Origin of the sequence: Pseudomonas sp. Xaverov 83 (genome assembly GCF_019352905.1) — a bacterium.
GTDB classification, from domain to species: domain Bacteria; phylum Pseudomonadota; class Gammaproteobacteria; order Pseudomonadales; family Pseudomonadaceae; genus Aquipseudomonas; species Aquipseudomonas yamanorum.
The window spans coordinates 834,573-858,487 of sequence record NZ_JAAAFU010000075.1 but is presented as its reverse complement, the minus strand read 5'-3'; the positions used below and the strand labels follow the sequence as shown (position 1 = coordinate 858,487).

Genomic DNA, 23,915 nt, shown 5'->3' with positions numbered 1-23,915 from the left:
TCCGGGCCTGAGATGAGAATAGCTGCTAACTGGGTGGGTAGGCAGTCATTGCCTTTTGCATCGCCTCACGCAGGGAGTCGGCGCGTTCGCTGAGGCTGCCCTGGCTCGTGGTTTCGGCGCTGGTGCTCCATACCGGCTGGCGGGTGCGCGCGTCGAACAGGCTGATGCGCGCCACGGCCACCGTCACTTCATAAGTGCGTACCACCGGCACACTGTTGTACATGCCGTAGCCGTTGCCGTAGCGGTTATAGCCGCCGTAACCGTAGCCATAGTCGTCCTGGACCTGGCGCAGGCGTTTTTCCAGGCGCACATCGGCGCTTACCAGCAGGTCGGGGGTGCGATTGTCATGCAAGGGGCGCAGGCCGCGCTGATCGAGGGCGCCGCTGACGGCCTCGGCGATCTGCGCCGAATCGGCCCAGGCCGAACCCGCCGGCAGTTGGTTGTTGAGCCAGGCCCAACTGCGATAGGCGCCATAGTCGCGCACCGGCGCAGGGTAGGCGCTGGCATCAAAGGTGTTGGCCGCCTGGGCAGGGGCCGGCGGCATCGGGGCGGATGCCGCCACATACGGGTTGGGGCTATGGCAACCCGCCAGGCCCAGGCCCAGCAGGATCAGTCCAAGACAGCGCTTCATTTCGACCTCCGCAGACTGGGCCGCTTAAACCGGACGGCAGATCCAGTGCAAATAACGCCCAAGTCCGGCAAAGCTTGGGTGACGACGATGTGCGAGCTCCATCTCCAACAAATCCAGCAACTCGGCGCGGGCCTGGAATTCCACCGGCATATAGTCGTGGAACACCCGCACGCCACTTTGGGTTTCGACCTGCCACAGGCCCTCTAGTTGCGTCGCCAACTCCCGTGGGTCCAGGGGTTGCTGCGGCGTGAGGCTCTGTTTTTCACCGGCCATGTCGTTCTTGCGCATTTTGCGGAAGTGGCCTTTGAGCAGGTTGCGGTAAATCAACGCATCGCGATTGTAGAAGGCCAGGGACAGCCAGCCACCGGGTGCGGTCAACTGGTGCAACACCGGCAGGATCGCGTGGGGTTCGGCCAGCCATTCCAGCACGGCGTGGCACAGCACCAGGTCGTAGGGTTCGGTGAGCTGGCCGAGCAGGTCTTGCCAGGGTGCCTGAATGAAGGTGGCGGTCTGCCCGGCTTCGGCGAAACGCTGGCGGGCGCCTTCGAGCATCGGCTCAGCGGGTTCCGCCAGGGTCACGTCGTGGCCGCGCTCGGCCAGCCACAGTGACATATGGCCCAGGCCGGCACCGATATCCAGTACCCGCAGCGGACGATCCGGCAGCGCTTCAATCAGGTCGGCCTGGAGCACCGCCAGGCGAATCGCGCCCTTGGCGCCGCCGTAGATCTTCTCGGCGAAACGGGTGGCAAGCTGGTCGAAATGACGGTCACTCATTTGGCAAACCGCCGTTCGCTGTCGGCCAGTTTGGCCTGTACCACCTGATCCATGTCCAACCCCAATTCGCTGCACAACAGCAGCAGGTACAGCACAATGTCGCCCACTTCCTGGCCGGCATGGGCGAGTTTGTCGGCGGGCAACTGGCGCGACTGGTCTTCGCTCAGCCACTGGAATATCTCCACCAGCTCGGCCATTTCAACGCTGGCGGCCATCGCCAGGTTCTTGGGGCTGTGGAACTGCTTCCAGTCGTTGGTATCGCGGATGCGGTGCAGGCGTTCGGTGAGGTGGTCGAGATTCATGGGGGGCTCCTGAAGGTGTATAGCTTCGGGCGCAAGCCGCGCGAAGGCAAGTGAATCCCTGCGGCCCGTAAACCTCTATGCTAGAAGGGAACTAGCTTGGGCCTATAACGAACAAAGGCTCAGGTTCGGCAGCTACGCCCACCGTCTTATCAGGACACACACATGCAAACAGATTTTTTCGGATGGCTGGGTCTCAAGATCGGCCAGATCATCCACTTTATCGTCGAGTTGTTCAGCGGGCTGTTCAACACCCTGTCCCACGCGGGCGGCGACTTTGTCGACGGGCTGTCCAGATCCTTAGGGATGGACACCTCGATCATCAGCATCCTCATGCTGATTATCGGCTTGATGCTGCTGTACTCGGCGGTGCGCGCGTTTATGCGGGCTTCAATCATCATGGGGATTATCTGGTTGATGCTCGGGCTCTGGGTGCTCAGTTGGGTGGTGCATTAATAAAGGGCCAGCAAGGCAAATCCCTTTAATTTGAGGGACGTTTCCGAGACAATCTTTCAGCCTTGTGCCTGCCCGGACCGGTGGCTAGTCTTCGCTCCTTCACTGCCTATCAGTGATCGGGTTTAGTCGCCCGGAATTAGTGAGCGCAATTCGAAGATTCCCTGCTCTACACCGCCAGCCTGCTGAGCAGCGCCTCGGCGACTGCGCTTGATTGCAGCGAGCTGCTGGAGAGTCCACAGCGGGCGAAGATCCTGGCGGTTTGGCATCTGCTGGAAATTGCCAAGACCACCGTCGACCGCTCAATCGAATGCCTGCACCCGCGTAAAACTTAAGCCTTCATTGCCTGGGTGATCGCTATCGCAGGCAAGCCAGCTCCCACAGGGGAATGCATTCCAAGTGTGGGAGCCGGGCTTGCCCGCGATAGCGATCGCCCAGGCAACAGATGAGCGTGCAGCCAGTTACACTACCGCTCCCCAAAGGAGCCCGCATGACTTCCCTGCTAACCGACTGGCGCGACCGCCCCACCCACCGCCGCGTGTGGGCCCTCGCCGCGCCGATGATTTTGTCGAACATCTCCGTACCACTGGTAGCGCTGGTGGACAGCATGGTCATCGGCCACCTGCCCCACGCCCATCAACTCGGTGCCGTGGCCGTCGGGGCCAGCCTGTACACCTTCCTCGCCTGGGCCATGGGCTTCCTGCGCATGGGCTCCACCGGTTTTGCCGCCCAGGCTGCCGGGCGCGGTGACGGCGCCGCGCTGAGGCAGATTCTGTTGCAAGGACTGCTGCTGGCGCTGGGCCTGGCGATGTTGCTCGGCAGCATCGGCATTCCGTTAAGCGGCCTGGTGCTGGACTGGATGCAGCCCTCCCCCGAGCTGAACCAGCTGACCCGGGAATTCTTCCACACCCGCCTCTTCGGCCTGCCCGCAGCCCTGGCCAGCTACGCGCTGGTGGGCTGGTTCCTCGGCACCCAGAACGCTCGCGCGCCGCTAGCGATTCTGCTGACCACCAACCTGGTGAATATCGCCCTCAACCTGTGGTTCGTCCTGGGTCTGGATTGGGGCGTGGTTGGCTCGGCCCGCGCCTCGGTGATCGCCGAATGGACCGGCGCCCTGCTCGGCCTGGCCCTCACCCAAAAAGCCCTGCGAGCCTACCCCGGCCATATCGCCTGGGCCGCACTCAAGCTGTGGCAAAGCTGGCGCCCGCTGCTGGCGGTAAACCGCGATATCTTCATTCGCAGCCTGGCCCTGCAATCAGTGTTTTTCATGATCACCGTGCAAGGCGCCAGATTGGGTGATGCGACGGTGGCGGCGAACGCGCTGCTGCTGAATGGTCTGTTGCTGACGGCTCACGCCCTGGACGGACTGGCCCACGCCGTGGAAGCCTTGTGCGGCCACGCCATCGGCGCCCACGACCGCCAGGCCTTGCGCCGCTCGCTGGTGGTGGCCTGTGGTTGGTCACTGCTGGCGAGTATCGGTTTCGCGATCCTGTTCGCCGTGTTCGGCCACTTGTTTATCGCGATGCAAACCGATATCCCAAGCGTGCGCGAAACCGCCGACATCTACCTGCCCTACCTCGCCGTGCTGCCGTTGATCGCCGTGTGGAGCTACCTGCTGGACGGCCTGTTCATCGGCGCCACCCGCGCCCGGGAAATGCGCAATGGCATGCTGCTGACGGTGGTGATTGTGCTGCCCTTCGCCTGGGCCTTGCAGGGCCTTGGCAACCACGGTTTGTGGATAACCTTCCTGCTGTTCATGGCCCTGCGCAGCCTGACGCTGTGGGCAATTGCCTGGCGCCTGAACAAACAGGACCGCTGGCTTACTGGCCCGGCGTGAACTTGATAAACGCCGTGACCCGGTCCAACACGGGCGCCAGCCAGCGCAGCGGCCGGGAGATCGAGGCCACCAATGTCGCGTGGCTGGTCTTGGTGAAGTAGAACGCCTCCACCGGCACGCCCGCCGCCCGCAGCTTGTTCGCCAACCCGCCGGTATTACGCGTGGGGTTGACCAGGTTGTCGTCCACCGAGGCAATCAACAGGCTCGGCGGCGCGTCATCGCTGACGTGGTTGATGGGTTGGGAATCGGGTGGCGAATCCGGGAAGAAGAACACCGGGCGCACCTCGCGGTTTTCAATCGGCAGGAAATCATACGGCCCGGCGAGGCCGATCCATCCCTTGAAGACTGACGGCGACAGGCCGACCCCGGCCAACCACTGTGGGTCCAGCGCCAGCATTGCCGCGTTGTACGCACCGGAACTGTGGCCCATCACATACAGCTTGCGGGGATCGCCACCGTACTCGGCACTGTGCTGATGCGCCCACGCAACTGCTTGGGCGCCGTCCTGCAAAAACAGTGGGTAGCGCACTTGTGGGTAAAGCCGGTAGTCGGCGATCACCACCACGATGCCGCGCGAAGCCAGGGCTTCGCCGACGAAACCGTAGTCATCCTTTGAGCCGCTGTTCCAGCTGCCGCCATAGAAAAACACCACGACGGGCGCGTCGGGCAAGGCGGTGACGGGGCGGTAGATATCGAGTTTCTGGCGGGGGTCGTCGCCGTAGGCGATGGAAGATGTTTTGGTGAAGGTGCTGGTGGGGGTGAGTGCGTTGAGCACTTTGATCGGGGAGCAGGCTGCGAGCAGCGTCGCGATGGCCAGGGTGAACACTTGCAGGAGTTTGCTCGACATCGTTCAGGCCCTATAAGGAGGGTACTGCCAAAACGCTGATCAAAGGTGGGAGCTGGCTTGCCTGCGATGGCGGTGGGTCAGCTAGCCCATTGGCTGCCTGACACTCCGTCATCGCGGGCAAGCCCGGCTCCCACATTAGAGCCGGGTCTACCTTGAAGTCGGTGTACTTACGAGGACAGGTACGACGAACGCGTCAAACCAAGACGCAACGCATCCAGGAACTGAGTCCGCTCCGCCGCCGTGATCTTCGCGCTGGCGCACTTGTCACGGTAGTGAGTCATCAACTCCTCCGGCGACAAATGCACGTAGCGCAGCATGTCTTCGATGGTGTCGTGGGTCTCGATCCCGGCGCTGTACACCGAACCGTCTTCGCGCTGGTAGATGTTCACCGAGTCGGTGTCACCGAACAGGTTGTGCATGTCGCCAAGGATTTCCTGGTAGGCACCCACCAGGAAGATCCCCAGCAGGTAGTCCTCACCTTCTTTCACGGCGTGCACCGGCAGGCTGGTCTCGATGCTTTGCTCGTCGACGTACTGCTTGATCTTGCCGTCGGAGTCGCAGGTCAGGTCCTGCAGCACCGCACGGCGCAGCGGCTCTTCGTCGAGGCGATGCAGCGGCAGGATCGGCAGCACCTGGCCGATGGCCCAGGTGTCAGGCAGGCTCTGGAATACCGAGAAATTGCAGATGTACTTGTCGGCCAGCTTGTCGTTGAGTTCGTCCAGCACCTGGCGGTGGGAACGCTGGCGGGCTTTCAACGAGTCGTGCAGGCGGCGGCAGACGGCGAAGTAGCACTGCTCGGCCAGGGCTTTTTCTGCCAGGGTGATCTTGCCGTCGGCGTACTGGGTGGCCACGTCGCTCATGTAGTGAGTGGCGCGCCAGTAGGTTTCGGTGACCATTTCAATGTCGGTCGGGCCCAGCAGGTCCACCAGCCATTGCACGGTTTCCGGCAGGCTTTCCTTGTTCTCGATCAGCGGCACGTCGTCGTTGTGTTTCTCGACGTCGGTGACTTGCACCACCAGCATGGCGTGGTGGGCGGTCAGGGAACGGCCGCTCTCGGAGAAAATGTGCGGATGCGGCAGGCTTTGCGCGTCGCAGAATTCCTTGAGCATGCCCACGACCACGCCGGCGTAGTCGTCCATGTCGTAGTTGATGGAGCTGGCGTTACGCGAGTGGGTACCGTCGTAGTCCACGCCCAGGCCGCCGCCCACGTCGATGTGGTCCACCGGCAGGCCGAGGTTGCGCAGTTCGCCGTAGTAACGAATGGCTTCCTTGAACCCGTGCTGGTAGTCGGCCAGGTTGGCGATCTGCGAACCCATGTGGAAGTGCAGCAGGCGGATGCCCTGGTCCAGGCCCGCCGCGCGGAAGCGCTCGACCACCGACAGCAGTTGCGCCGCCGACAGACCGAATTTGGATTTCTCGCCACCGGTGTCTGCCCACTTGCTCGACGCCAGGGACGACAGGCGCACCCGCAGGCCCACCTGAGGCTTGACCTTGAGGTTGGCGGCTTCTTCGATCACCAGGCCGACTTCGGATTCTTTCTCGATCACGATGAATACGTTGTGGCCGAGCTTCTGGCCCATCAGCGCGAGGCGAATGAACTCACGGTCTTTGTAACCGTTGCAGACGATGGTGCCGCCTTTCGGGGCCAGGGCCAGCACGGCCAGCAGCTCAGGCTTGGAGCCGGCTTCCAGGCCAATGGACACGTCCTGGGTGGCGATGATGTTCTCGATCACCGCTTCCTGCTGGTTCACCTTGATCGGGTACAGCGCGGTGTATTGGCTCTGGTATTCCAGGCGCTCGATGTTGGAATCGAAGGCACCGGTCAACTGGCGCACGCGGTCTTGCAGAATGTCGGGGAAGCGCACCAGCAACGGCAGGGACAAGCCGCTTTTGCGCAGCTCGTCGACTTGCTCGTACAGGTCGACAGGCGTGCTGTTCGGGCCGTTCGGACGGACTTCAACGCGACCGGCATCATTGATCGCGAAATACCCGGCCCCCCAATGGCGAATCCCGTAAACACTGCGGCTGTCCGCAACTGTCCATTGGCTGCCATCGTCTTTGCGTGTGCGTCGTACGGACATCGAAGTCCCCTATAAATGAAGTCGAAGTGCACCAGCCTGATCAGAGGCTGGCGCAGTCTAAAGAATGAAAATGACGATTTGCCTGTGAGAGGGGTAGACCCCACTTGCAGGACAGAGTTTAGACACCGGTCAGGAACAGGCTCTGTGAAAACCATGGAGACGACAGTTCGCGTTCAGCAAGCGGGTCATCGGGGTGGTTTTCACAGAGGCTGCTAGCCGCCGGATTTCTTCGCCTTGTAACCCAGCTTGATCAGCTCGGCCAACAGCAACTCGACGTGGTCGCCCTGAATCTCGATGATGCCGTCTTTCAAGGCACCCCCGGTGCCACAGCGCTTTTTCAGCGTCGTGGCCAACGCCTTCAGGGCGTCTTCGGCCAGGGGCACGCCGGTGATGGTGGTCACCGTCTTGCCGCCACGGCCCTTGCTCTCGCGACGTACGCGGGCAATACCATCGCCTTCGGGAATCAGGGTTGTTTTGCAGGTACACGCGTCCACGGGCTGGCGACAGTCCGGGCAGTGTCGACCTGCGTCGGTGGAAAATACCAGGCCACCAAGGGCGGCGAAGGATGCGGCTTTTTTGGCCACCGGCAATCCTCTTGGGAGGACAAAGACTGATCGATGGGATCATCGACCGCGAAGCCCCACTCAGGCAGGGGCAGCGCTACTGAACCGCGAGAGCGGTTCAGCCTGAAAAGTCGCGCAGTGTAACGGCAAAAAGGCCCCTTGCTAAGAGCCAAATGGCGCCAATTTATGCAACTTTAGCGACGCAGGGCCAAATAACGACGCAAGCCTTCCTGGGCATCCGGGCAATAGGGCTTTTGCTCAGCCTCCTGAAGCACCGTCGCCAGGGGTAGAAAGCGCGCCTCCATGACTTCTTCCGGCTGGATCCGAAGGGGCCCGTCCCATACGGCCGAGAACGAGGTGCACCAGAGCCGGCTGTCGCCGTCTTCGAAGTAGAAGTGATCGTGGGCGGTCAGTTCGACGCCGCTGACACCCAGTTCCTCTTCCAGCTCACGGGCCGCCGATTCGGCGTAGGACTCGTGGGCCGCCACCATTCCGCCCGCCGCCGTGTCCCAAAACCCCGGGTACATGGCTTTGCTCAGGGTGCGCCGGTGCACACACAGCTCACCGGCAGAGTTGAACAGGAAGATAAAGGTGCAGCGCCCGATCAGCCCGCGCTGGCGCAGGTCGGAGCGCACCAGGCTGCCGAGCAGGTTGTCCTGCTCGTCGACCCAGGCAATCAGTTCGGCGTCGGAGGCGGCGCGGTGCGCAGCCTCCCTGGTGGAAGCGTCCATCATCAACCCTGGTTCAGGAGCTGACGCAAGTCGATCACTGCAGCGTTGGCCCGGGAAATATAGTTGGCCATCACCAGCGAATGGTTGGCCAGGATGCCAAAACCACTGCCGTTGAGAATCATCGGGCTCCACACGGGTTCCTGCGAAGCTTCCAGCTCACGAATGATCTGGCGCACGCTGACGGTGGCGTTCTTCTTGGCCAGCACATCAGCGAAGTCGACTTCGATGGCGCGCAGCAGGTGGGACAGGGCCCAGGCCTGGCCGCGGGCTTCGTAGAACACGTTGTCGATCTGCATCCATGGGGTTTCCACCACTTCTTCATCGACCTGCGGCACTTCACCCGGCGCCAGCGCTTCGGTTTTCAGCGCGGTGTTGAGCTTGACCCGACCCACACTGGCCGACAGCCGTTGCGACAGCGAACCCAAACGGGTCGCCACATCACCCAGCCAGTTGTTCAGGTTGTCGGCACGGGCATAGAACAGCGCGCCGCGCTGATTCGGGTCAGACAAACGCGCTTCGTAGCGGCTCAGGGAATTGATGCCTTCCTGGTATTCCGACTCGCTGGACGGCAGCACCCAGCTCTTGTTGTCGAAGTTGAAGCGCGGCTCGGCCTTGGCCAGGTCCGCGTCTTCCGCCGACTGCGACTGGGAACGGGCGAAGTCTTTGCGCAAGGCACGGGTCAAGTCACGTACCTGCACCAGCACGCCGTATTCCCAGCTCGGCATGTTGTCCATCCACAGGCCCGGTGGGAAACGGTCGTTGGAAATGTAGCCACCCGGCTTGTTCAGCAGGGTGCCTACCACGGTCTTGAGGGTTTCGACGGTGGTAAAGCCCACCACCATCTGCTTGCCATCCTTCTCGGCGGCAATTTGCGCATTCTGCTGGACCGGGAACAACGCAGGCTCTTCGCTCCAGTACCAACCCAGGGCACCGGTGACCAACAGGTACAACGCAACCAGCGAGAGCAACGCGCGGCTCATCAGCAGGTTACGGAAATAGCTGCGGGGGGCCGACTTGGTTTCAGGGGCCGGGCCCTTTGCACTGCCTGCGCGGTTTTTCCAGTCCAGCATGGCGATATCCTTTCAATCACTTGAGTTCAATAGCTACGACCACAACCCTGCCCCATCGTGCCGAGCAGTGCGGCGCTTTTAGCCAGGGTGGCGCGAGTACGCGGTTCGACTATAAAGGATGCACGCTGTTTACGCCCGCGCGACTGCATGGTCGATAAATGAATCTCTGCGACCTTGCAGTTAATTGACGTATGACACTCGTGCAACGGAAAAGAGGTGCTAGCATAGAGCCATCAGTTCGACCTCAGCATGCAGCCTAACTAGTAGTCAGGATATGACCGAGCCAGAAGACCCCAGCCGTGAGCGTCTCAAGCACCATTTTGCCCAGCGGGTAATTCATCAGGCACGTCAAATTCTTGAGATCTGGCAGCGCCTGCAACGCAGCGAATGGTCGACCGCCGACTTGACCGAACTCGGCGAGGCCAACCTGCGCCTGCTGCGTTTTGCCGAACGCTTCGAGCAGCCGGAGCACGGCCAACTGGCGCACCAGATCAACGCTTCACTCAAGGCGGTGGACGACAACCGCGGCCGCCTGAGCAGCCACCTGATCACCGAACTCAATCGCCTGATGCAGCGCCTGTCCCGCACCGGCCTGCGCCAGGGCGACCACTTGGAACAAACCCTCCTGCCGCCGATGCGCAAGCCGATCTACGTGATGCTGGCCGACCACGACCGCGCCGAGCGCCTGGCCAAGCAGTTGGAGTTTTTTGGCTTGAGTGCCCAGTCCCTCGACAGCGTGGCAGCATTTCGCTCATCGATGGCCGAGCGATTGCCGGCAGCCATCGTCATGGATGTGGATTTCTGCGGCACCGGCCTGGGCTTGAAACTCGCCGCCGAAGCCCAGGAAGGCCTGGAGCAAAAACTGCCGCTGCTGTTTTTCAGCCTGCACGAAACCGACACCCCCACCCGCCTGGCCGCCGTGCGCGCCGGCGGCCAGGAGTTCCTCACCGGAACCCTGGAGGCGTCGAGCCTGCTGGAAAAAATCGAAGTACTGACCTGCGTCGCCCAGTACGAACCTTATAAAGTGCTGATCATCGACGACTCGCGGGCCCAGGCGATGCACACCGAGCGCCTGCTCAACAGCGCCGGCATCGTCACCCGCACGCTGATCGAACCGATCCAGGCCATGGCCGAGCTGGCGGATTTCCAGCCCGACCTGATCATCCTCGACATGTATATGCCGGCCTGCACCGGTACCGAGCTGGCCAAGGTGATCCGCCACAATGACCGCTACGTCAGCGTGCCGATCATCTACCTCTCGGCCGAAGACGACCTGGACAAGCAACTGGACGCCATGAGCGAAGGCGGCGACGACTTCCTCACCAAGCCGATCAAGCCGCGGCACCTGATTACCACCGTACGCAACCGTGCGGCGCGGGCGCGCAACCTAAAAGCGCGGATGGTGCGCGACAGCCTCACCGGGCTGTACAACCACACGCACATCCTGCAATTGCTCGAAGACTGCAGCTTCCGCGCACGCCGCGAGAGCAAGCCACTGAGCTTTGCGATGCTCGACATCGACCACTTCAAGCGGGTCAACGACAGCCACGGCCACCCCATGGGCGACCGGGTGATCAAGAGCCTCGCGCTGTTTCTCAAGCAGCGCCTGCGCAAGACCGACTATATAGGCCGTTACGGCGGTGAAGAATTTGCCATCGTGATGCCCGACACCGATCTCGACGCCGCCTGCAAAGTGCTCGACGAAATCCGTGGGCGCTTTGCCGAGATTCACTACCCCGCCCAGCCCCAGGATTTGTGGTGCACCTTCAGCGCCGGCGTGGTGGAACTGTGTGATGGCTCCGACAGCCTGATGATGGCGGCCCAGGCCGACGAGGCGCTGTACCGCGCCAAGGATGCGGGGCGTAACCGGGTGATGTCGGCGCGCGCATCAAAGCAAAGTGCCACCTTTTCACCGGAATCCACCGAATCCGTCATAACTCTGTAATAGAAACGCAATAACTTCAGGCACTTACTTCTGCTGTCGGTTGAAACCACGCATGCGCCTGAAGCTGCTGACGAATCTGAACACCCTCCTTCTGGTCGCTGTTTGCCTGGCTCTGGGCGCGACGCTCTGGTGGTCGCAACGCGCCCTGGAGCGGCCCTATCTGTTGATGGAGCGCTACCTCGGCCTGTCGCAGACCTTTCAAAACCAGGCCGCGCGCAATATCGACGATTACCTGGCCAGCGGCGACGCCCTGCGCCTGAGCAGCGCCAGCCAGAGCCTGGAAAACCTGTTGCAGCATCTGGATGAGTTACCCGCAGACCTGGCGCAAAACCTGCGCCCCAGCCTGGTAGACCTGGATAACTTCAGCAAGACCGACCTGCTGGCCGCCGGCAAGCTGGCGGGCGACCCGCAGGCCTTGCTGCTGCAAGCCGAACGCGAGCTCGGCGCCAATCTGGAGCAAATGAATCAGTACGCCAGCGGTGTCACCTCCCCCGACGCGGCGCGTTATCTGCCGCCGTTGCTCGCGGCGTCCCAGCACCTGGCCAAACTCTCCCTGGCCCGGGACAAGCTGGTAAGCAGCGGGCGCAGCGAACTGGCTGACGATGTGGAGCGCGAAGTCAGCAATATCCGCAGCCAGGCTGACCTGCTGGGGCAACTGCCATTACTGGGGGTGACCGCCAGCAGCGAGTCCAGTACCGACGATTTCTCGGCCATGATGGGCCTGGAAAACACTGAAAAAGCCGTGGCCCAAGACACCGGCGTCGACCTCAAGCGCGAACTCAACAGCCTGCTGACTCGCTACCCCGCCGAGCTGAAACGCACCCGCGAACAAATCCAGCAACGCACCGAACTGGCCAGTAGCACCCACCTGAAAATCAACGCGGTGCAGCAAGCCATTGCCGGGCTGGAGCCGGTGGTGCGGGCCCAGCATGCGCAGATCCAGGGTGAAGTGCGGCTGATGCAAGGCGTCATGATCGGCCTGATTTTGCTGATCGCGCTGTTGATCGACACCTTGCAGCGGCGCCTGGCGCGGGTGCTGACCAACCTGGCGCCCGCCTTGTCCACCTGGGCCGAAGGCGACTTCAGCCAACACATTGCCTTGGGCAAGACCAACCGCGAACTGCACGATATCGAAGAGTCCCTGAATCGCCTGCGTGCTTATCTGGTGGACCTGGTGGGCACCATCCGCGGCAACGCCGAGCAAGTGGCCGGCAGCAGCAGCGCCCTGGCCGAATTGAGCAGCGGCATGCACGACGGTGCCGAGCGCCAGGCCGGTGACACCGCGCAGATTCGCGATTCCCTGGGCGAACTGGAAGCCACGATCCAGCAGGTTGCCGGCGACGCCAGCCAGGCCGCCCAGGCCAGCCGCAGTGCAGGCCAAGCCGTGGAACAGGGCCAACGGGTGATCGGCCTGAGCCTGAACGGGTTGCACGCCTTGGTCGGCGAAGTGCAGATAAATGCGCAGATGATCGAGAAACTCGCCGAGGAATCCGCAACCATCGGCGGCGTACTCACGGTGATTCGCTCAATTGCCGACCAGACCAACCTGCTGGCGCTGAACGCCGCCATCGAAGCCGCCCGGGCCGGTGAGGCCGGGCGCGGGTTCGCCGTGGTAGCCGATGAAGTGCGCTCCCTGGCCCAACGCACCGCCGGCGCCACCGCCGAAATCCAGCACCTGATCGCCGGCCTGCAAACCGCCGCCCGGCAATCGGTGGAAGGCATGCGCGCCCAGGTCGAACACGCCGAAGCCACCGCCGAGCAGGCCCAGGCGGCTGACGGCGCACTGGATGAAATCGTCGGGGCGATCCAGACCATTTCCGACACTGCGGTGCGGATTGCCGATGTCACCGCCCAGCAGAGTGGTGCCGTGAGCGAAATCCGCGATAACAGTGAGCGGATTCACCAGCTGGGCGAGGACAACTTGCTGCGAATTGGCCAGGGACGCCGCCAGGGAGAGCACTTGCTGGTACTTGGCGGGCAACTCAATACCGCCGTGCAGGCATTCCGCGTCTAACCGGCTCTCCTGTCTTATGAAGATCAAAATGTGGGAGCGGGCTTGCTCGCGAAGGTGGCGCACCCGTCAACGCATGTGGCGGCTGAACCACCGCCTTCGCGAGCAAGCCCGCTCCCACACTGACCGGATTCAGTCTTGCGGTCACATATTTTGCGCAATCCTCGCTAATCGTGCTGCCTACTGCATAGAACTGGACAGTCACAAAGCCTTTGCGGCATAGTCGCCGGGTTCTACCGTGCCCACATCAATAACAAGGAACAGCCGATGGCGACCTTACTGGTTCTTCACGGACCCAACCTGAACCTGCTCGGCACCCGCGAACCGGGCGTCTACGGGTCAGTGACCCTCGAACAGATCAACCTCGATCTGGAACGACGGGCACGTGATGCCGGCCACCATCTGCTCTACCTGCAAAGCAATGCCGAGTACGAACTGATTGATCGCATCCATGCCGCGCGCAGCGAAGGCGTGGACTTTATCCTGATCAATCCAGCCGCTTTTACGCACACAAGCGTTGCATTACGTGACGCGCTGCTGGCGGTGAGCATCCCATTCATCGAAGTGCATTTATCGAACGTGCACAAACGCGAACCTTTCCGCCATCACTCTTACTTCTCCGACATTGCGGTAGGAGTGATCTGCGGCCTTGGCGCCAGCGGTTACCGACTGGCCCTGGAGGCCGCCCTGGAACAGCTTGAAGACACGGCCAAGCGCCCCTGACCGACCCTTTGGGAGTTGATGATTCATGGATATCCGTAAAGTTAAGAAACTGATCGAACTGCTGGAAGAATCCGGTATCGACGAGCTGGAGATCAAGGAAGGCGAAGAATCCGTACGGATCAGCCGTCACAGCAAGACCCCGGCCCAACAGTTCTACGCACCTCAGATGCAAGCGCCGGCTCCGGCCGCTGCGCCAGTGGCTGCTGCTCCGGTTGCGGCTGCTGCCGAAGCCCCTGCTGCTCCAAAACTGAACGGTTTCGTGGTCAAGTCGCCAATGGTCGGTACGTTCTACCGCACCCCGGCACCGACCTCGCCAGCCTTCGTTGAAGTCGGCGCAACCGTGAAAGTGGGCGACACCATCTGCATCGTTGAAGCGATGAAGATGATGAACCACATCACGGCTGAAAAAGCCGGCGTTATCGAATCCATCCTGGTAGAAAACGGTCAGCCGGTTGAGTACGACCAGCCGCTGTTCACCATCGTTTGAACCGCGGAGCGCCTTCGATGTTGAAACCTGCGAAGAAACTGCAAAAAGTCCTGATCGCCAACCGCGGCGAGATCGCGCTGCGTATCCTGCGCGCCTGTAAGGAAGAGGGCATCAAGACCGTCGCTGTTTACTCGACGGCCGATACCGAATTGATGCACGTGAAACTGGCGGACGAAAGCATCTGCATCGGCCCGCCACTGGCCACGAACTCGTACCTGAAAGTCTCGAACATCATCGCCGCCGCTGAAGTGACCGGTGCCGATGGCATTCACCCGGGCTACGGCTTCCTCGCGGAAAACGCCGATTTCGCCGAACAGGTAGAGAAATCCGGGTTTGCCTTCATCGGCCCGAAAGCTGAAACCATTCGCCTGATGGGCGACAAGGTATCGGCCAAGGACGCCATGATCGCGGCCGGCGTGCCAACCGTTCCAGGTTCCGACGGCCCGCTGCCTGAAGACGAGGCAACCGCCCTGCGCATTGGTCGCGAAGTCGGTTACCCGGTGATCATCAAGGCCGCCGGCGGCGGTGGTGGTCGCGGCATGCGCGTGGTGCACAAGGAAGAAGACCTGATCGAAGCCGCCAAGCAGACCCGCTCCGAAGCGGGCGCCTGGTTCGGCAACCCGATGGTCTACCTGGAAAAGTACCTGACCAACCCACGTCACGTGGAAGTACAAGTACTGTCCGACGGCCAGGGCCACGCCATCCACTTGGGCGACCGCGATTGCTCGCTGCAACGTCGTCACCAGAAGGTACTGGAAGAAGCGCCGGCGCCGGGCCTGGATGAAACTGCTCGCCAGGAAGTACTGGCTCGCTGCGTCAAGGCGTGCATCGACATCAACTACCGTGGCGCGGGCACTTTCGAGTTCCTGTACGAGAACGGTCGTTTCTACTTCATCGAGATGAACACTCGTGTGCAGGTAGAGCATCCGGTTTCGGAAATGGTCACCGGTATCGACATCGTCAAGGAGATGCTGAGCATCGCCGCTGGCAACAAGCTGTCGTTTACCCAGGATGATGTGAAGATCCACGGCCACTCCCTGGAGTGCCGGATCAACGCCGAAGACCCGAAAACCTTTATCCCAAGCCCTGGCCTGGTCAAGCATTTCCACGCGCCCGGCGGCAACGGCGTACGCGTGGATTCGCACCTGTACAGCGGCTACAAGGTTCCGTCCAACTACGACTCGCTGATCGGCAAGCTGATCACCTGGGGCGCCACCCGCGACGAGGCCATGGCCCGTATGCGTAACGCCCTGGACGAAATCGTGGTAGACGGCATCAAGACCAACATCCCGTTGCATCGGGATCTGGTTCGCGATGAAGGCTTCTGCGAAGGTGGTGTGAACATTCACTACCTGGAACACAAGCTGGCTAATCAGTAAGCGAAGTGATCCACCCAACAAAGCCGCCTTCGGGCGGCTTTGTTGTTTGTGCCCACCCGCCTTTCCTGGATGGATACATTCCCCTTGTGGGAGCGGGCTTGCTCGCGAATGCGGTGTGCCAGTCAACACATCCATGACTGACACACCGCATTCGCGAGCAAGCCCGCTCCCACATTTTTGTTTTGTGTACCCCAGCAGTACAGTCGTCTTCTGCTGTTCGCTCGCGTAAACTTGCGCGTCTTTCGCAGCCCTACCCCGCTGCACACTCATTTTTTCAAAGGTGCCCGCCATGCCTTGGCTGCAAGTCCGTCTCGCCATCAGCCCAGAACAAGCCGAAACCTACGAAGACGCGTTCCTCGAAGTGGGCGCCGTGTCGGTGACCTTCATGGACGCCGAAGACCAGCCGATCTTCGAGCCCGAGCTCAACACCACCCCGCTGTGGTCCCACACCCATCTGCTGGCCCTGTTCGAAGACGGCACCGATGCCGCCAGCGTACTGGCCCATATGGAGCTGCTCACCGGCGGCCCACTGCCGGAGCACCACAGCGAAATCATCGAAGACCAGGATTGGGAACGCAGCTGGATGGACAACTTCCAGCCGATGCGTTTTGGCCAGCGCCTGTGGATCGTGCCGAGCTGGCACGCCGCCCCCGAGCCTGACGCCGTCAACCTGCTGCTGGACCCGGGCCTGGCCTTCGGCACCGGCACTCACCCGACCACCGCCCTGTGCCTGGAATGGCTTGACGGCCAGGACCTGAAAGACTGCAACGTGCTGGACTTCGGCTGCGGTTCAGGGATCCTGGCCATCGCCGCCCTGCTGCTGGGCGCCAAGGAAGCCGTCGGTACCGATATCGACGTGCAAGCCCTGGAAGCCTCCCGCGATAACGCCGGGCGCAATAACATCGCCGAAGAGAAATTCCCGCTGTACCTGCCGGAGCAATTGCCCCAGGTGCAAGCCGACGTACTGGTGGCCAACATCCTCGCCGGGCCGCTGGTCGCCCTGGCACCGCAGCTGTCGAGCCTGGTCAAGCCGGGCGGCCGCCTGGCGCTGTCGGGCATCCTCGCCGAACAAGGCGAAGACGTTGCCGCCGCCTACGCCCAGGATTTCGAGCTGGATCCGATCGCCAACCGCGATGGCTGGGTACGCATCAGTGGTCGTCGGCGCTAGAATGAGCGCCTGCATGAATCGGATGGCCGCATGACCGACAGTTTCGTCACCCAGTGCCCACATTGCCAAGCACGCTTTCGCGTCAACCACGCTCAATTGAGCGTGGCCCGTGGCGTGGTGCGCTGTGGCTCATGCCTGCAAGTGTTCAATGCCGCTCGCCAACTGCTGGAGCAGCGCGCCAGTGCGCCCGTGCCCCAGGCACCAACAGCGGTAGAGCCACCACCAGCAGCAGAACCGCCACCCGAAGCACCGCGGGCCATCAGCCAGAAGCAATGGAACGCCGAAGAGCTTGACCTGGATAACCTGGACCTCGACGAAGAACTGGCCAAGCTGGAACGTCGCGAGATTCAACACACCCAGCCTGTGGGTGCAGACCGTCGCCAGCCCGGCGCCGACCGCCGGCAAAAGGAAGACGCCCTCAGCGCCAGCCGCGATACGGCCAAGGCCGAGGAAGAGCAATGGGCCGCCAGCCTGTTCAGTGAGCCACGGGATGAACGGTCGCAAGCCCCGCAACCGGCCGATGATGAACCGCAACCGGCCAAGGCAAGCCCCGGCAAACCCAAGCGCACCGAACCGTCGATGTCGTTTGAAGCGGTCGAGCCCGACGACGAACCAGTGCTGCACGCGAACACCACCGATGACGAACTCGATCCACCGGTAACCGCCGTAGCAGAAGAGCCGGAAGCCGAACAACCCGAACGCCCGCAGCCCAAACGCAAGCGCCCTCGCCCCGAAGCCGGCGCCCATGACGACCTGCTTTCGGATCTGGAAGACGATCCGCTGCACCTCTACTCCCAGAAGCGCGCCTCCGGCTGGGGTCGCCGCCTGTTCTGGGGCTTGCTGGTGTTGCTGGCCGCCGCCGGCCTGGCGGGACAATACGTCGCCTACCAATTCGACGACCTGGCACGCCAGGACGCCTACCGCCCGTGGTTCCAGGAACTGTGCCCGAAACTGGGCTGCACCGTGCCCTCACGGGTCGATATCGCCCACATCAAGAGCAGCAATCTGGTCGTGCGCAGCCACCCGGAGTTCGCGGGCGCCCTGGTGGTGGACGCGATCATCTATAACCGCGCGACATTCTCCCAACCGTTCCCGCTGTTGGAGCTACGCTTTGCCGACATGAACGGGAATATGATCGCCAGTCGTCGCTTCAAACCCGCCGAATACCTCAGCGGCGAGTTGGCCGGCGTGACCGAGATGCCCTCCCAGACGCCGATCCACATTGCCCTGGACATCCTCGACCCGGGCAACAAAGCGGTGAATTACAGCCTGAGCTTCCACTCTCCCGAGTGATCCGGCACACGGGGTAAGGTTTGACGGCGGATTCTTGACTGCACCGCCCTTGACCAAACCAGCGGCGATAAGAAAATAACTGTTCAGATTTTATCCAATTCAGCCTTTATCCAGTCATCGAGAGCGGGTATCATGCCAACCCTTTTTCGAACTCTAATGATCCGGCCCCACAACAGGGAAGTCCTATGTCGGCGGTACGCATCGGCCCATACACATTGCACAACGGCTTGATCCTCGCCCCGATGGCGGGCGTCACCGACCAGCCCTTTCGTCAGCTTTGCAAGCGTTTGGGCGCAGGGCTTGTAGTCTCGGAAATGGTCACCAGCGACATGAGCTTGTGGAACACCCGCAAGTCGCGGATGCGCATGATCCACGAAGGTGATCCCGAGCCCCGCTCGGTACAGATCGCCGGCGGTGATGCGCAAATGCTGGCGGATGCGGCCCGGGCCAACGTGGAGTTGGGGGCACAGATTATTGATATCAACATGGGTTGCCCGGCCAAGAAGGTCTGCAACAAGGCCGCAGGTTCTGCCCTGTTGAAGGATGAGCAGTTGGTGAGCGAGATCCTGCATGCCGTGGTCGCTGCAGTGGATGTGCCGGTCACCCTGAAGATCCGCACCGGTTGGGACCGGGACAACAAGAATGGCCTGACGGTGGCGAAGATCGCCGAGCAGGCGGGCATTACAGCGCTGGCGGTGCATGGCCGCACCCGCGCCGACCTTTACACCGGTGAAGCCGAGTACGACACCATTGCCGCGATCAAGCAGGCGGTGTCGATCCCCGTCTTTGCCAACGGCGACATCGATTCGGCCGAGAAAGCCCGGCGCGTGCTGCACGCGACCGGCGCCGATGGCCTGTTGATTGGCCGGGCTGCCCAGGGGCGGCCGTGGATTTTTCGTGAGATCGAGCATTTTCTGCGTACCGGCGAAACCTTGCCGGCACCGGAGCTGATCGAGGTGGAACGTATTCTGCTAGAGCATCTGGCCGCCCTGCACGCCTTCTATGGAGACGTGATGGGCGTACGCATTGCTCGCAAGCATGTGGGCTGGTATCTCGCAACCTTGCCGGGCGCCAAGGAGTTTCGCGCCCACTTCAATCGTTTGGATGATACGGAAGCACAGTGCGCCAACGTTCGTGAGTTCTTCACCGAGCGTTACAAGAGCCTGGTGACAGGGGACGGAGAAGGGGTGGCCGCATGACGATGATGACCGAGACTTTAGTGAGTGGAACAACACCCGTGAGCGACAACGTCAATTTGAAACAGCACCTCAACACGCCGAGCGAAGAAGGCCAGACCCTTCGCGGGAGTGTCGAGAAGGCGCTGCACAATTATTTCGCCCACCTTGAGGGCGCTGCCGTCACGGACGTGTACAACCTGGTGCTCTCCGAAGTCGAAGCGCCGTTGCTCGAAAGCGTAATGAACTACGTCAAGGGCAACCAGACCAAGGCCAGTGAGCTGCTCGGTCTGAACCGTGGCACGCTGCGCAAGAAACTCAAGCAGTACGATTTGCTGTAAGCATTCAATCAAACCAGAAAGGCGCCCGCGTAAAAACGGACGCCTTTTTTGCTGACTCCTTTGCTTTTGATGGAAATTGAAATGACCGACCAGACTACCCGCCTGCCGATCCGCCGTGCCTTGATCAGTGTCTCCGACAAGACCGGGATCCTCGAATTTGCCCGGGAGCTGGAAGCCCTGGGCGTGGAGATTCTCTCCACCGGCGGGACCTTCAAACTGCTGCAGGACAACGGCGTGGCCGCAGTGGAAGTGGCGGACTACACCGGTTTCGCAGAAATGATGGACGGTCGGGTCAAGACCCTGCACCCGAAAATCCACGGCGGGATCCTCGGTCGTCGCGGTATCGACGACGCCATCATGAGCGAGCACGGCATCAAGCCGATCGACCTGGTGGCCGTTAACCTGTACCCGTTCGAAGCCACCATCAACAAGCCAGGCTGCGACCTGCCGACCGCCATCGAAAACATCGATATCGGCGGCCCGACCATGGTTCGCTCGGCAGCCAAGAACCACAAAGACGTGGCCATCGTGGTTAACGCCAGCGACTACGCCAACGTACTGGAAAGCCTGAAAGCCGGCGGCCTGACCTACGCCCAGCGCTTCGACCTGATGCTCAAGGCCTTCGAACACACCGCCGCCTACGACGGCATGATCGCCAACTACATGGGCACCGTGAACCAAGCGGCTGAAACCCTGAGCACTGAAGGTCGCAGCCAGTTCCCGCGCACCTTCAACAGCCAGTTCATCAAGGCCCAGGAAATGCGCTACGGCGAGAACCCGCACCAGAGCGCGGCGTTCTACGTTGAGGCCAAGCCTGCTGAAGTCGGCATCGCCACCGCGACCCAACTGCAAGGCAAAGAGCTGTCCTACAACAACGTGGCCGACACCGACGCCGCGCTGGAATGTGTGAAGAGCTTCGTCAAGCCAGCCTGCGTGATCGTCAAGCACGCCAACCCGTGCGGCGTGGCCGTGAGCCCGGACGCTGAAGGCGGTATCCGCCAGGCGTACGAACTGGCCTACGCCACCGACACCGAGTCGGCCTTCGGCGGCATCATTGCCTTCAACCGTGAGCTGGACGCCGAGACCGCCAAGGCGATCGTCGAGCGTCAGTTCGTTGAAGTGATCATTGCCCCATCCGTCAGTGAAGAAGCCCGCGCCATCGTTGCTGCCAAGGCCAATGTGCGCCTGCTGGCCTGCGGCGAGTGGTCGGCTGAGCGTGCCGCTGCCTGGGACTACAAGCGCGTCAACGGCGGCTTGCTGGTACAGAGCCGCGACATCGGCATGATCGGCAGCGCCGACCTGAAAGTGGTGACCAAGCGCGCCCCGACCGAACAGGAAATCAACGACCTGATCTTCGCCTGGAAAGTCGCCAAGTACGTTAAATCCAACGCCATCGTCTACGCCAAGAATCGCCAGACCATCGGTGTTGGCGCCGGCCAGATGAGCCGCGTGAACTCGGCACGTATCGCTGCAATCAAGGCTGAGCATGCCGGCTTGCAGGTACAGGGTTCGGTGATGGCGTCCGACGCATTCTTCCCGTTCCGCGACGGCCTGGACAATGCGGCCAAGGCTGGCGTGACAGCGGTGATCCAGCCAGGCGGCTCGATGCGTGACGCAGAAGTGATTGCAGCGGCCGATGAAGCCGGCATCGCCATGGTGTTTACCGGCATGCGCCACTTCCGTCACTAACAGATGATCGTTCCCACGCTCGGCGTGGGAATGGAGCCCGGGACGCTCCGCGTCCCAAAGCGTGACGCGGAGCGTCACAAGAGGCATTCCCACGCAGAGCGTGGGAAGGATCAGAATTCAGCGTCATCCGAGGTTTTTGAAATGAATGTTTTGATCATTGGCAGCGGTGGCCGTGAACACGCCCTGGCCTGGAAAGTTGCCCAGGACCCGCGCGTCCAGAAAGTTTTCGTTGCGCCCGGCAACGCCGGTACCGCCATTGAAGCCAAATGCGAAAACGTCGCCATCGACGTGTTGGCCCTTGAGCAACTGGCGGACTTTGCCGAGAAAAACGTTTCCCTGACCATCGTCGGTCCGGAAGTGCCTTTGGTAGCCGGTGTTGTGGACCTGTTCCGCAGCCGTGGCCTGGACTGCTTCGGCCCAACCGCCGGTGCTGCCCAGCTGGAAGGTTCGAAAGCCTTCACCAAGGATTTCCTGGCACGCCACAAGATCCCGACCGCCGACTACCAGAACTTCACCGAGATCGAGCCAGCCCTGGCTTACCTGCGTGAGGTCGGCGCACCGATCGTGATCAAGGCCGACGGCCTGGCCGCCGGCAAAGGCGTGATCGTCGCGATGACCCTGGCCGAAGCCGAAGACGCCGTGCGCGACATGCTCGCCGGCAACGCTTTCGGTGAAGCCGGTTCGCGCGTAGTGATCGAAGAATTCCTCGACGGCGAAGAAGCCAGCTTCATCGTGATGGTCGACGGCAAGAACGTACTGCCGATGGCCACCAGCCAGGACCACAAACGCGTGGGCGACGGCGACAGCGGCCCGAACACTGGCGGCATGGGTGCTTACTCCCCGGCTCCGGTAGTGACTGCCGAAGTGCACAAGCGCGTGATGGACCTGGTGATCTGGCCAACCGTGCGCGGCATGGCGGATGAAGGCAACGTGTACACCGGCTTCCTGTACGCCGGCTTGATGATCGACAAGGCCGGTAACCCGAAAGTCATCGAGTTCAACTGCCGCTTCGGCGATCCGGAAACCCAACCGGTGATGCTGCGTCTGCAATCGAGCCTGGTTCTGCTGGTGGAGGCGGCGCTGGCCCAGGCCCTCGACAAGGTCGAAGCCCAGTGGGACCCGCGCCCAAGCGTTGGCGTCGTGCTGGCCGCCGGCGGCTACCCGGCCGACTACGCCAAGGGCGATGTGATTGAAGGTCTGGATGCGGCTGCTACGCTGGAAGGCAAGGTGTTCCACGCGGGCACCGCGCTCAAGGATGGCAAGGTCGTCACCGCCGGTGGTCGCGTATTGTGCGCAACCGCCATGGGCAGTAGCGTAGATGCCGCCCAGCAACAGGCTTACAAGCTGGCGGCGAAGATCGACTGGAAAGGCTGCTTCTACCGCACCGACATTGGCTACCGCGCCATTGCCCGTGAGCGTGGCGAAAGTCAGTAAACAGCTATCCGTTCGGTTAGGCAGGGGCCCTTGGCCCTTGCCCTACGCTTGTGGCCCCGCGCATAGTTATACCCATGCATCAACCTACGAAGGGATTTCGCCGTGCGCTGGCTCAGGATCGCCATAGGTTTCACTGTCAGTCTGCTGACCTTGCTCTGCTTGCTTCCGGCCCAGGCCGCGGCACAAGGCAGTGGCTGGGCGGTATTGCTTGACGAACAGGCCGATCTGCAACTGAGCGACATCCGCTCGCCCCGCTACATCAATCAATTCAGCCCCATCGAACTGGACCGGATTACCGCCGCGCAACCGGATGGTGCGTTGTGGGTGCGCTTCAGGCTGCAACCCGGCAAGCACGAGCAAGTGCTACGGGTATTCGCCCCAGACCTGGCACACCTGAACCTGTACGTGCTCGACGGCGACACCCTGGTGGAGCAGCAAGCCACCGGCACCCGCCAGCCCCAGGCCGAGCGCCCGCTGCCCAGCAGCGACTTCATGCTGCCGATGCCCCAAAGCCAGAAGCCGCTGGACGTGTACCTGCGCATGGTCTCGGAACACGAGCTGCGCCCCTACATCACCCTGGAACCCGCCGTACTCGCCGCGGCCAACCAGAACCAGACGCTGATCTACGGGCTGCTGTTCGGCTGCCTGGTGATGCTGATCCTGCATAACCTGACCCGCTACGCCTACCATCGCTCCCGCAGCAGCCTGTGGCTCGCCGCCTGTGAAGTGTTGCTGCTGCTCAGCCTGGCGCTGTTGCTCAATGTGGTCGGCCCGTGGCTGCCGAACTGGCACGCGGTACAAACCCCCGGCGCGTACCTCGCCCTGCTGCTGACGGCGCCGTGCGGGCTGATGTTTGCCTATCGCTTCTTTGCGCCTCTTGGCCCGCATCCGCTGAACAAACTGCTGATGGCCGACATTCTGTTGATCGTCCTCAGCGGGCTTTTGCTGCTGTTCGTCAATACGTTGCCGCTGAACATCATCACC

General features: G+C 61.9%; 21 protein-coding genes and 2 pseudogenes. 15 read left to right on the top strand and 8 right to left on the bottom strand.

Annotation, left to right across the window (positions count from 1 at the left end; genetic code table 11):
* Window positions 1–25 precede the first annotated feature (25 nt).
* The 3 genes from K0H47_RS25235 to K0H47_RS25225 are packed head-to-tail and all read right to left on the bottom strand — an operon-like array spanning window position 26 to window position 1,707.
* Entirely contained in the window at window positions 26–631 is a 606-nt protein-coding gene (locus K0H47_RS25235) for a DUF4136 domain-containing protein (RefSeq protein ID WP_219273806.1), read from the bottom strand.
* Between the two features lie 24 nt (window positions 632–655).
* Window positions 656–1,405, bottom strand: coding sequence for a methyltransferase domain-containing protein (locus tag K0H47_RS25230; protein ID WP_003212930.1), 750 nt, complete (start codon window positions 1,403–1,405; stop codon window positions 656–658).
* A complete protein-coding gene (locus K0H47_RS25225; protein WP_017478435.1) occupies window positions 1,402–1,707 on the bottom strand; it encodes a MazG-like family protein in 306 nt (101 codons plus the stop codon). Before K0H47_RS25225 ends, K0H47_RS25230 begins: the two co-directional genes overlap by 4 nt.
* Before the next feature lie 162 nt (window positions 1,708–1,869).
* Between K0H47_RS25225 and K0H47_RS25220 the strand changes: the two genes are divergently transcribed.
* The 3 genes and pseudogenes from K0H47_RS25220 to K0H47_RS25215 all read left to right on the top strand — a co-directional run bounded on the left by K0H47_RS25220 (window position 1,870) and on the right by K0H47_RS25215 (window position 3,994).
* Entirely contained in the window at window positions 1,870–2,160 is a 291-nt protein-coding gene (locus K0H47_RS25220; protein WP_003212934.1) for a hypothetical protein, read from the top strand.
* A 149-nt stretch (window positions 2,161–2,309) separates the two neighbouring features.
* A pseudogene (locus K0H47_RS31210) lies at window positions 2,310–2,492 on the top strand (DUF6124 family protein); the annotation flags it as partial.
* Window positions 2,493–2,647: 155 nt separating this feature from the next.
* A complete protein-coding gene (locus K0H47_RS25215; RefSeq protein ID WP_177039731.1) occupies window positions 2,648–3,994 on the top strand; it encodes an MATE family efflux transporter in 1,347 nt (448 codons plus the stop codon).
* Here K0H47_RS25215 and K0H47_RS25210 read toward each other — a convergent pair.
* The 5 genes from K0H47_RS25210 to K0H47_RS25190 all read right to left on the bottom strand — a co-directional run bounded on the left by K0H47_RS25210 (window position 3,978) and on the right by K0H47_RS25190 (window position 9,286).
* On the bottom strand, window positions 3,978–4,841 hold the full coding sequence (locus K0H47_RS25210) for an alpha/beta hydrolase (protein WP_219273805.1): 864 nt from the start codon (window positions 4,839–4,841) through the stop codon (window positions 3,978–3,980). The genes K0H47_RS25215 and K0H47_RS25210 overlap by 17 nt on opposite strands.
* 167 nt (window positions 4,842–5,008) lie before the next feature.
* Window positions 5,009–6,922 carry an arginine decarboxylase gene (gene speA, locus K0H47_RS25205; RefSeq protein ID WP_017478431.1) on the bottom strand — a complete coding sequence of 638 codons (1,914 nt, stop codon included), beginning with the start codon at window positions 6,920–6,922 and terminating at the stop codon, window positions 5,009–5,011.
* A gap of 212 nt (window positions 6,923–7,134) precedes the next feature.
* Window positions 7,135–7,506, bottom strand: coding sequence for a translation initiation factor Sui1 (locus K0H47_RS25200; RefSeq protein ID WP_177070029.1), 372 nt, complete (start codon window positions 7,504–7,506; stop codon window positions 7,135–7,137).
* Between the two features lie 173 nt (window positions 7,507–7,679).
* Entirely contained in the window at window positions 7,680–8,216 is a 537-nt protein-coding gene (locus K0H47_RS25195) for an NUDIX hydrolase (protein ID WP_219273804.1), read from the bottom strand.
* 2 nt (window positions 8,217–8,218) lie between these two features.
* Window positions 8,219–9,286, bottom strand: a complete 1,068-nt coding sequence (locus K0H47_RS25190; protein WP_063033321.1) for a DUF2333 family protein — start codon at window positions 9,284–9,286, stop codon at window positions 8,219–8,221.
* A gap of 274 nt (window positions 9,287–9,560) precedes the next feature.
* Between K0H47_RS25190 and K0H47_RS25185 the strand changes: the two genes are divergently transcribed.
* The 12 genes and pseudogenes from K0H47_RS25185 to K0H47_RS25130 all read left to right on the top strand — a co-directional run.
* Window positions 9,561–11,231 (top strand): PleD family two-component system response regulator, encoded by a 1,671-nt coding sequence (locus K0H47_RS25185; protein ID WP_063033322.1) that lies wholly within the window; start codon window positions 9,561–9,563, stop codon window positions 11,229–11,231.
* Between the two features lie 1,519 nt (window positions 11,232–12,750).
* Window positions 12,751–13,245, top strand: a pseudogene (locus K0H47_RS31505) (methyl-accepting chemotaxis protein); the annotation flags it as partial.
* A 264-nt stretch (window positions 13,246–13,509) separates the two neighbouring features.
* Window positions 13,510–13,965, top strand: coding sequence for a type II 3-dehydroquinate dehydratase (gene aroQ / locus K0H47_RS25175; RefSeq protein WP_219273803.1), 456 nt, complete (start codon window positions 13,510–13,512; stop codon window positions 13,963–13,965).
* 25 nt (window positions 13,966–13,990) lie between these two features.
* Complete coding sequence (gene accB / locus K0H47_RS25170) at window positions 13,991–14,452, top strand: acetyl-CoA carboxylase biotin carboxyl carrier protein (RefSeq protein ID WP_003217309.1); 462 nt, start codon at window positions 13,991–13,993, stop codon at window positions 14,450–14,452.
* Between the two features lie 17 nt (window positions 14,453–14,469).
* Window positions 14,470–15,831, top strand: coding sequence for an acetyl-CoA carboxylase biotin carboxylase subunit (accC, locus tag K0H47_RS25165; RefSeq protein WP_010174033.1), 1,362 nt, complete (start codon window positions 14,470–14,472; stop codon window positions 15,829–15,831).
* A gap of 289 nt (window positions 15,832–16,120) precedes the next feature.
* Window positions 16,121–16,999, top strand: coding sequence for a 50S ribosomal protein L11 methyltransferase (gene prmA, locus K0H47_RS25160; protein WP_017478425.1), 879 nt, complete (start codon window positions 16,121–16,123; stop codon window positions 16,997–16,999).
* Window positions 17,000–17,029: 30 nt separating this feature from the next.
* The gene (locus tag K0H47_RS25155) at window positions 17,030–18,292 is read left to right on the top strand and encodes a DUF3426 domain-containing protein (protein WP_063033324.1); all 1,263 of its coding nucleotides are present in this window, start codon (window positions 17,030–17,032) and stop codon (window positions 18,290–18,292) included.
* 185 nt (window positions 18,293–18,477) lie between these two features.
* Entirely contained in the window at window positions 18,478–19,491 is a 1,014-nt protein-coding gene (gene dusB, locus K0H47_RS25150; protein ID WP_017478423.1) for a tRNA dihydrouridine synthase DusB, read from the top strand.
* Window positions 19,488–19,808, top strand: coding sequence for a DNA-binding transcriptional regulator Fis (gene fis / locus K0H47_RS25145; RefSeq protein WP_003186237.1), 321 nt, complete (start codon window positions 19,488–19,490; stop codon window positions 19,806–19,808). Before dusB ends, fis begins: the two co-directional genes overlap by 4 nt.
* Before the next feature lie 81 nt (window positions 19,809–19,889).
* A complete protein-coding gene (gene purH, locus K0H47_RS25140; protein ID WP_003217323.1) occupies window positions 19,890–21,497 on the top strand; it encodes a bifunctional phosphoribosylaminoimidazolecarboxamide formyltransferase/IMP cyclohydrolase in 1,608 nt (535 codons plus the stop codon).
* A 141-nt stretch (window positions 21,498–21,638) separates the two neighbouring features.
* Entirely contained in the window at window positions 21,639–22,931 is a 1,293-nt protein-coding gene (purD, locus tag K0H47_RS25135; RefSeq protein ID WP_063033325.1) for a phosphoribosylamine--glycine ligase, read from the top strand.
* Between the two features lie 102 nt (window positions 22,932–23,033).
* On the top strand, window positions 23,034–23,915 hold an 882-nt coding region (locus K0H47_RS25130), incomplete at its 3' end, for a 7TM-DISM domain-containing protein (protein ID WP_374106777.1).

Bases quoted from the DNA above. Each gene is read 5' to 3' on its own strand.
- K0H47_RS25235 (WP_219273806.1), bottom strand. From the start codon at position 631: ATGAAGCGCTGTCTTGGACTGATCCTGCTGGGCCTGGGCCTGGCGGGT.
- K0H47_RS25230 (WP_003212930.1), bottom strand. From the start codon at position 1,405: ATGAGTGACCGTCATTTCGACCAGCTTGCCACCCGTTTCGCCGAGAAG.
- K0H47_RS25225 (WP_017478435.1), bottom strand. From the start codon at position 1,707: ATGAATCTCGACCACCTCACCGAACGCCTGCACCGCATCCGCGATACC.
- K0H47_RS25220 (WP_003212934.1), top strand. From the start codon at position 1,870: ATGCAAACAGATTTTTTCGGATGGCTGGGTCTCAAGATCGGCCAGATC.
- K0H47_RS25215 (WP_177039731.1), top strand. From the start codon at position 2,648: ATGACTTCCCTGCTAACCGACTGGCGCGACCGCCCCACCCACCGCCGC.
- K0H47_RS25210 (WP_219273805.1), bottom strand. From the start codon at position 4,841: ATGTCGAGCAAACTCCTGCAAGTGTTCACCCTGGCCATCGCGACGCTG.
- speA (WP_017478431.1), bottom strand. From the start codon at position 6,922: ATGTCCGTACGACGCACACGCAAAGACGATGGCAGCCAATGGACAGTT.
- K0H47_RS25195 (WP_219273804.1), bottom strand. From the start codon at position 8,216: ATGGACGCTTCCACCAGGGAGGCTGCGCACCGCGCCGCCTCCGACGCC.
- K0H47_RS25190 (WP_063033321.1), bottom strand. From the start codon at position 9,286: ATGCTGGACTGGAAAAACCGCGCAGGCAGTGCAAAGGGCCCGGCCCCT.
- K0H47_RS25185 (WP_063033322.1), top strand. From the start codon at position 9,561: ATGACCGAGCCAGAAGACCCCAGCCGTGAGCGTCTCAAGCACCATTTT.
- aroQ (WP_219273803.1), top strand. From the start codon at position 13,510: ATGGCGACCTTACTGGTTCTTCACGGACCCAACCTGAACCTGCTCGGC.
- accB (WP_003217309.1), top strand. From the start codon at position 13,991: ATGGATATCCGTAAAGTTAAGAAACTGATCGAACTGCTGGAAGAATCC.
- accC (WP_010174033.1), top strand. From the start codon at position 14,470: ATGTTGAAACCTGCGAAGAAACTGCAAAAAGTCCTGATCGCCAACCGC.
- prmA (WP_017478425.1), top strand. From the start codon at position 16,121: ATGCCTTGGCTGCAAGTCCGTCTCGCCATCAGCCCAGAACAAGCCGAA.
- K0H47_RS25155 (WP_063033324.1), top strand. From the start codon at position 17,030: ATGACCGACAGTTTCGTCACCCAGTGCCCACATTGCCAAGCACGCTTT.
- dusB (WP_017478423.1), top strand. From the start codon at position 18,478: ATGTCGGCGGTACGCATCGGCCCATACACATTGCACAACGGCTTGATC.
- fis (WP_003186237.1), top strand. From the start codon at position 19,488: ATGACGATGATGACCGAGACTTTAGTGAGTGGAACAACACCCGTGAGC.
- purH (WP_003217323.1), top strand. From the start codon at position 19,890: ATGACCGACCAGACTACCCGCCTGCCGATCCGCCGTGCCTTGATCAGT.
- purD (WP_063033325.1), top strand. From the start codon at position 21,639: ATGAATGTTTTGATCATTGGCAGCGGTGGCCGTGAACACGCCCTGGCC.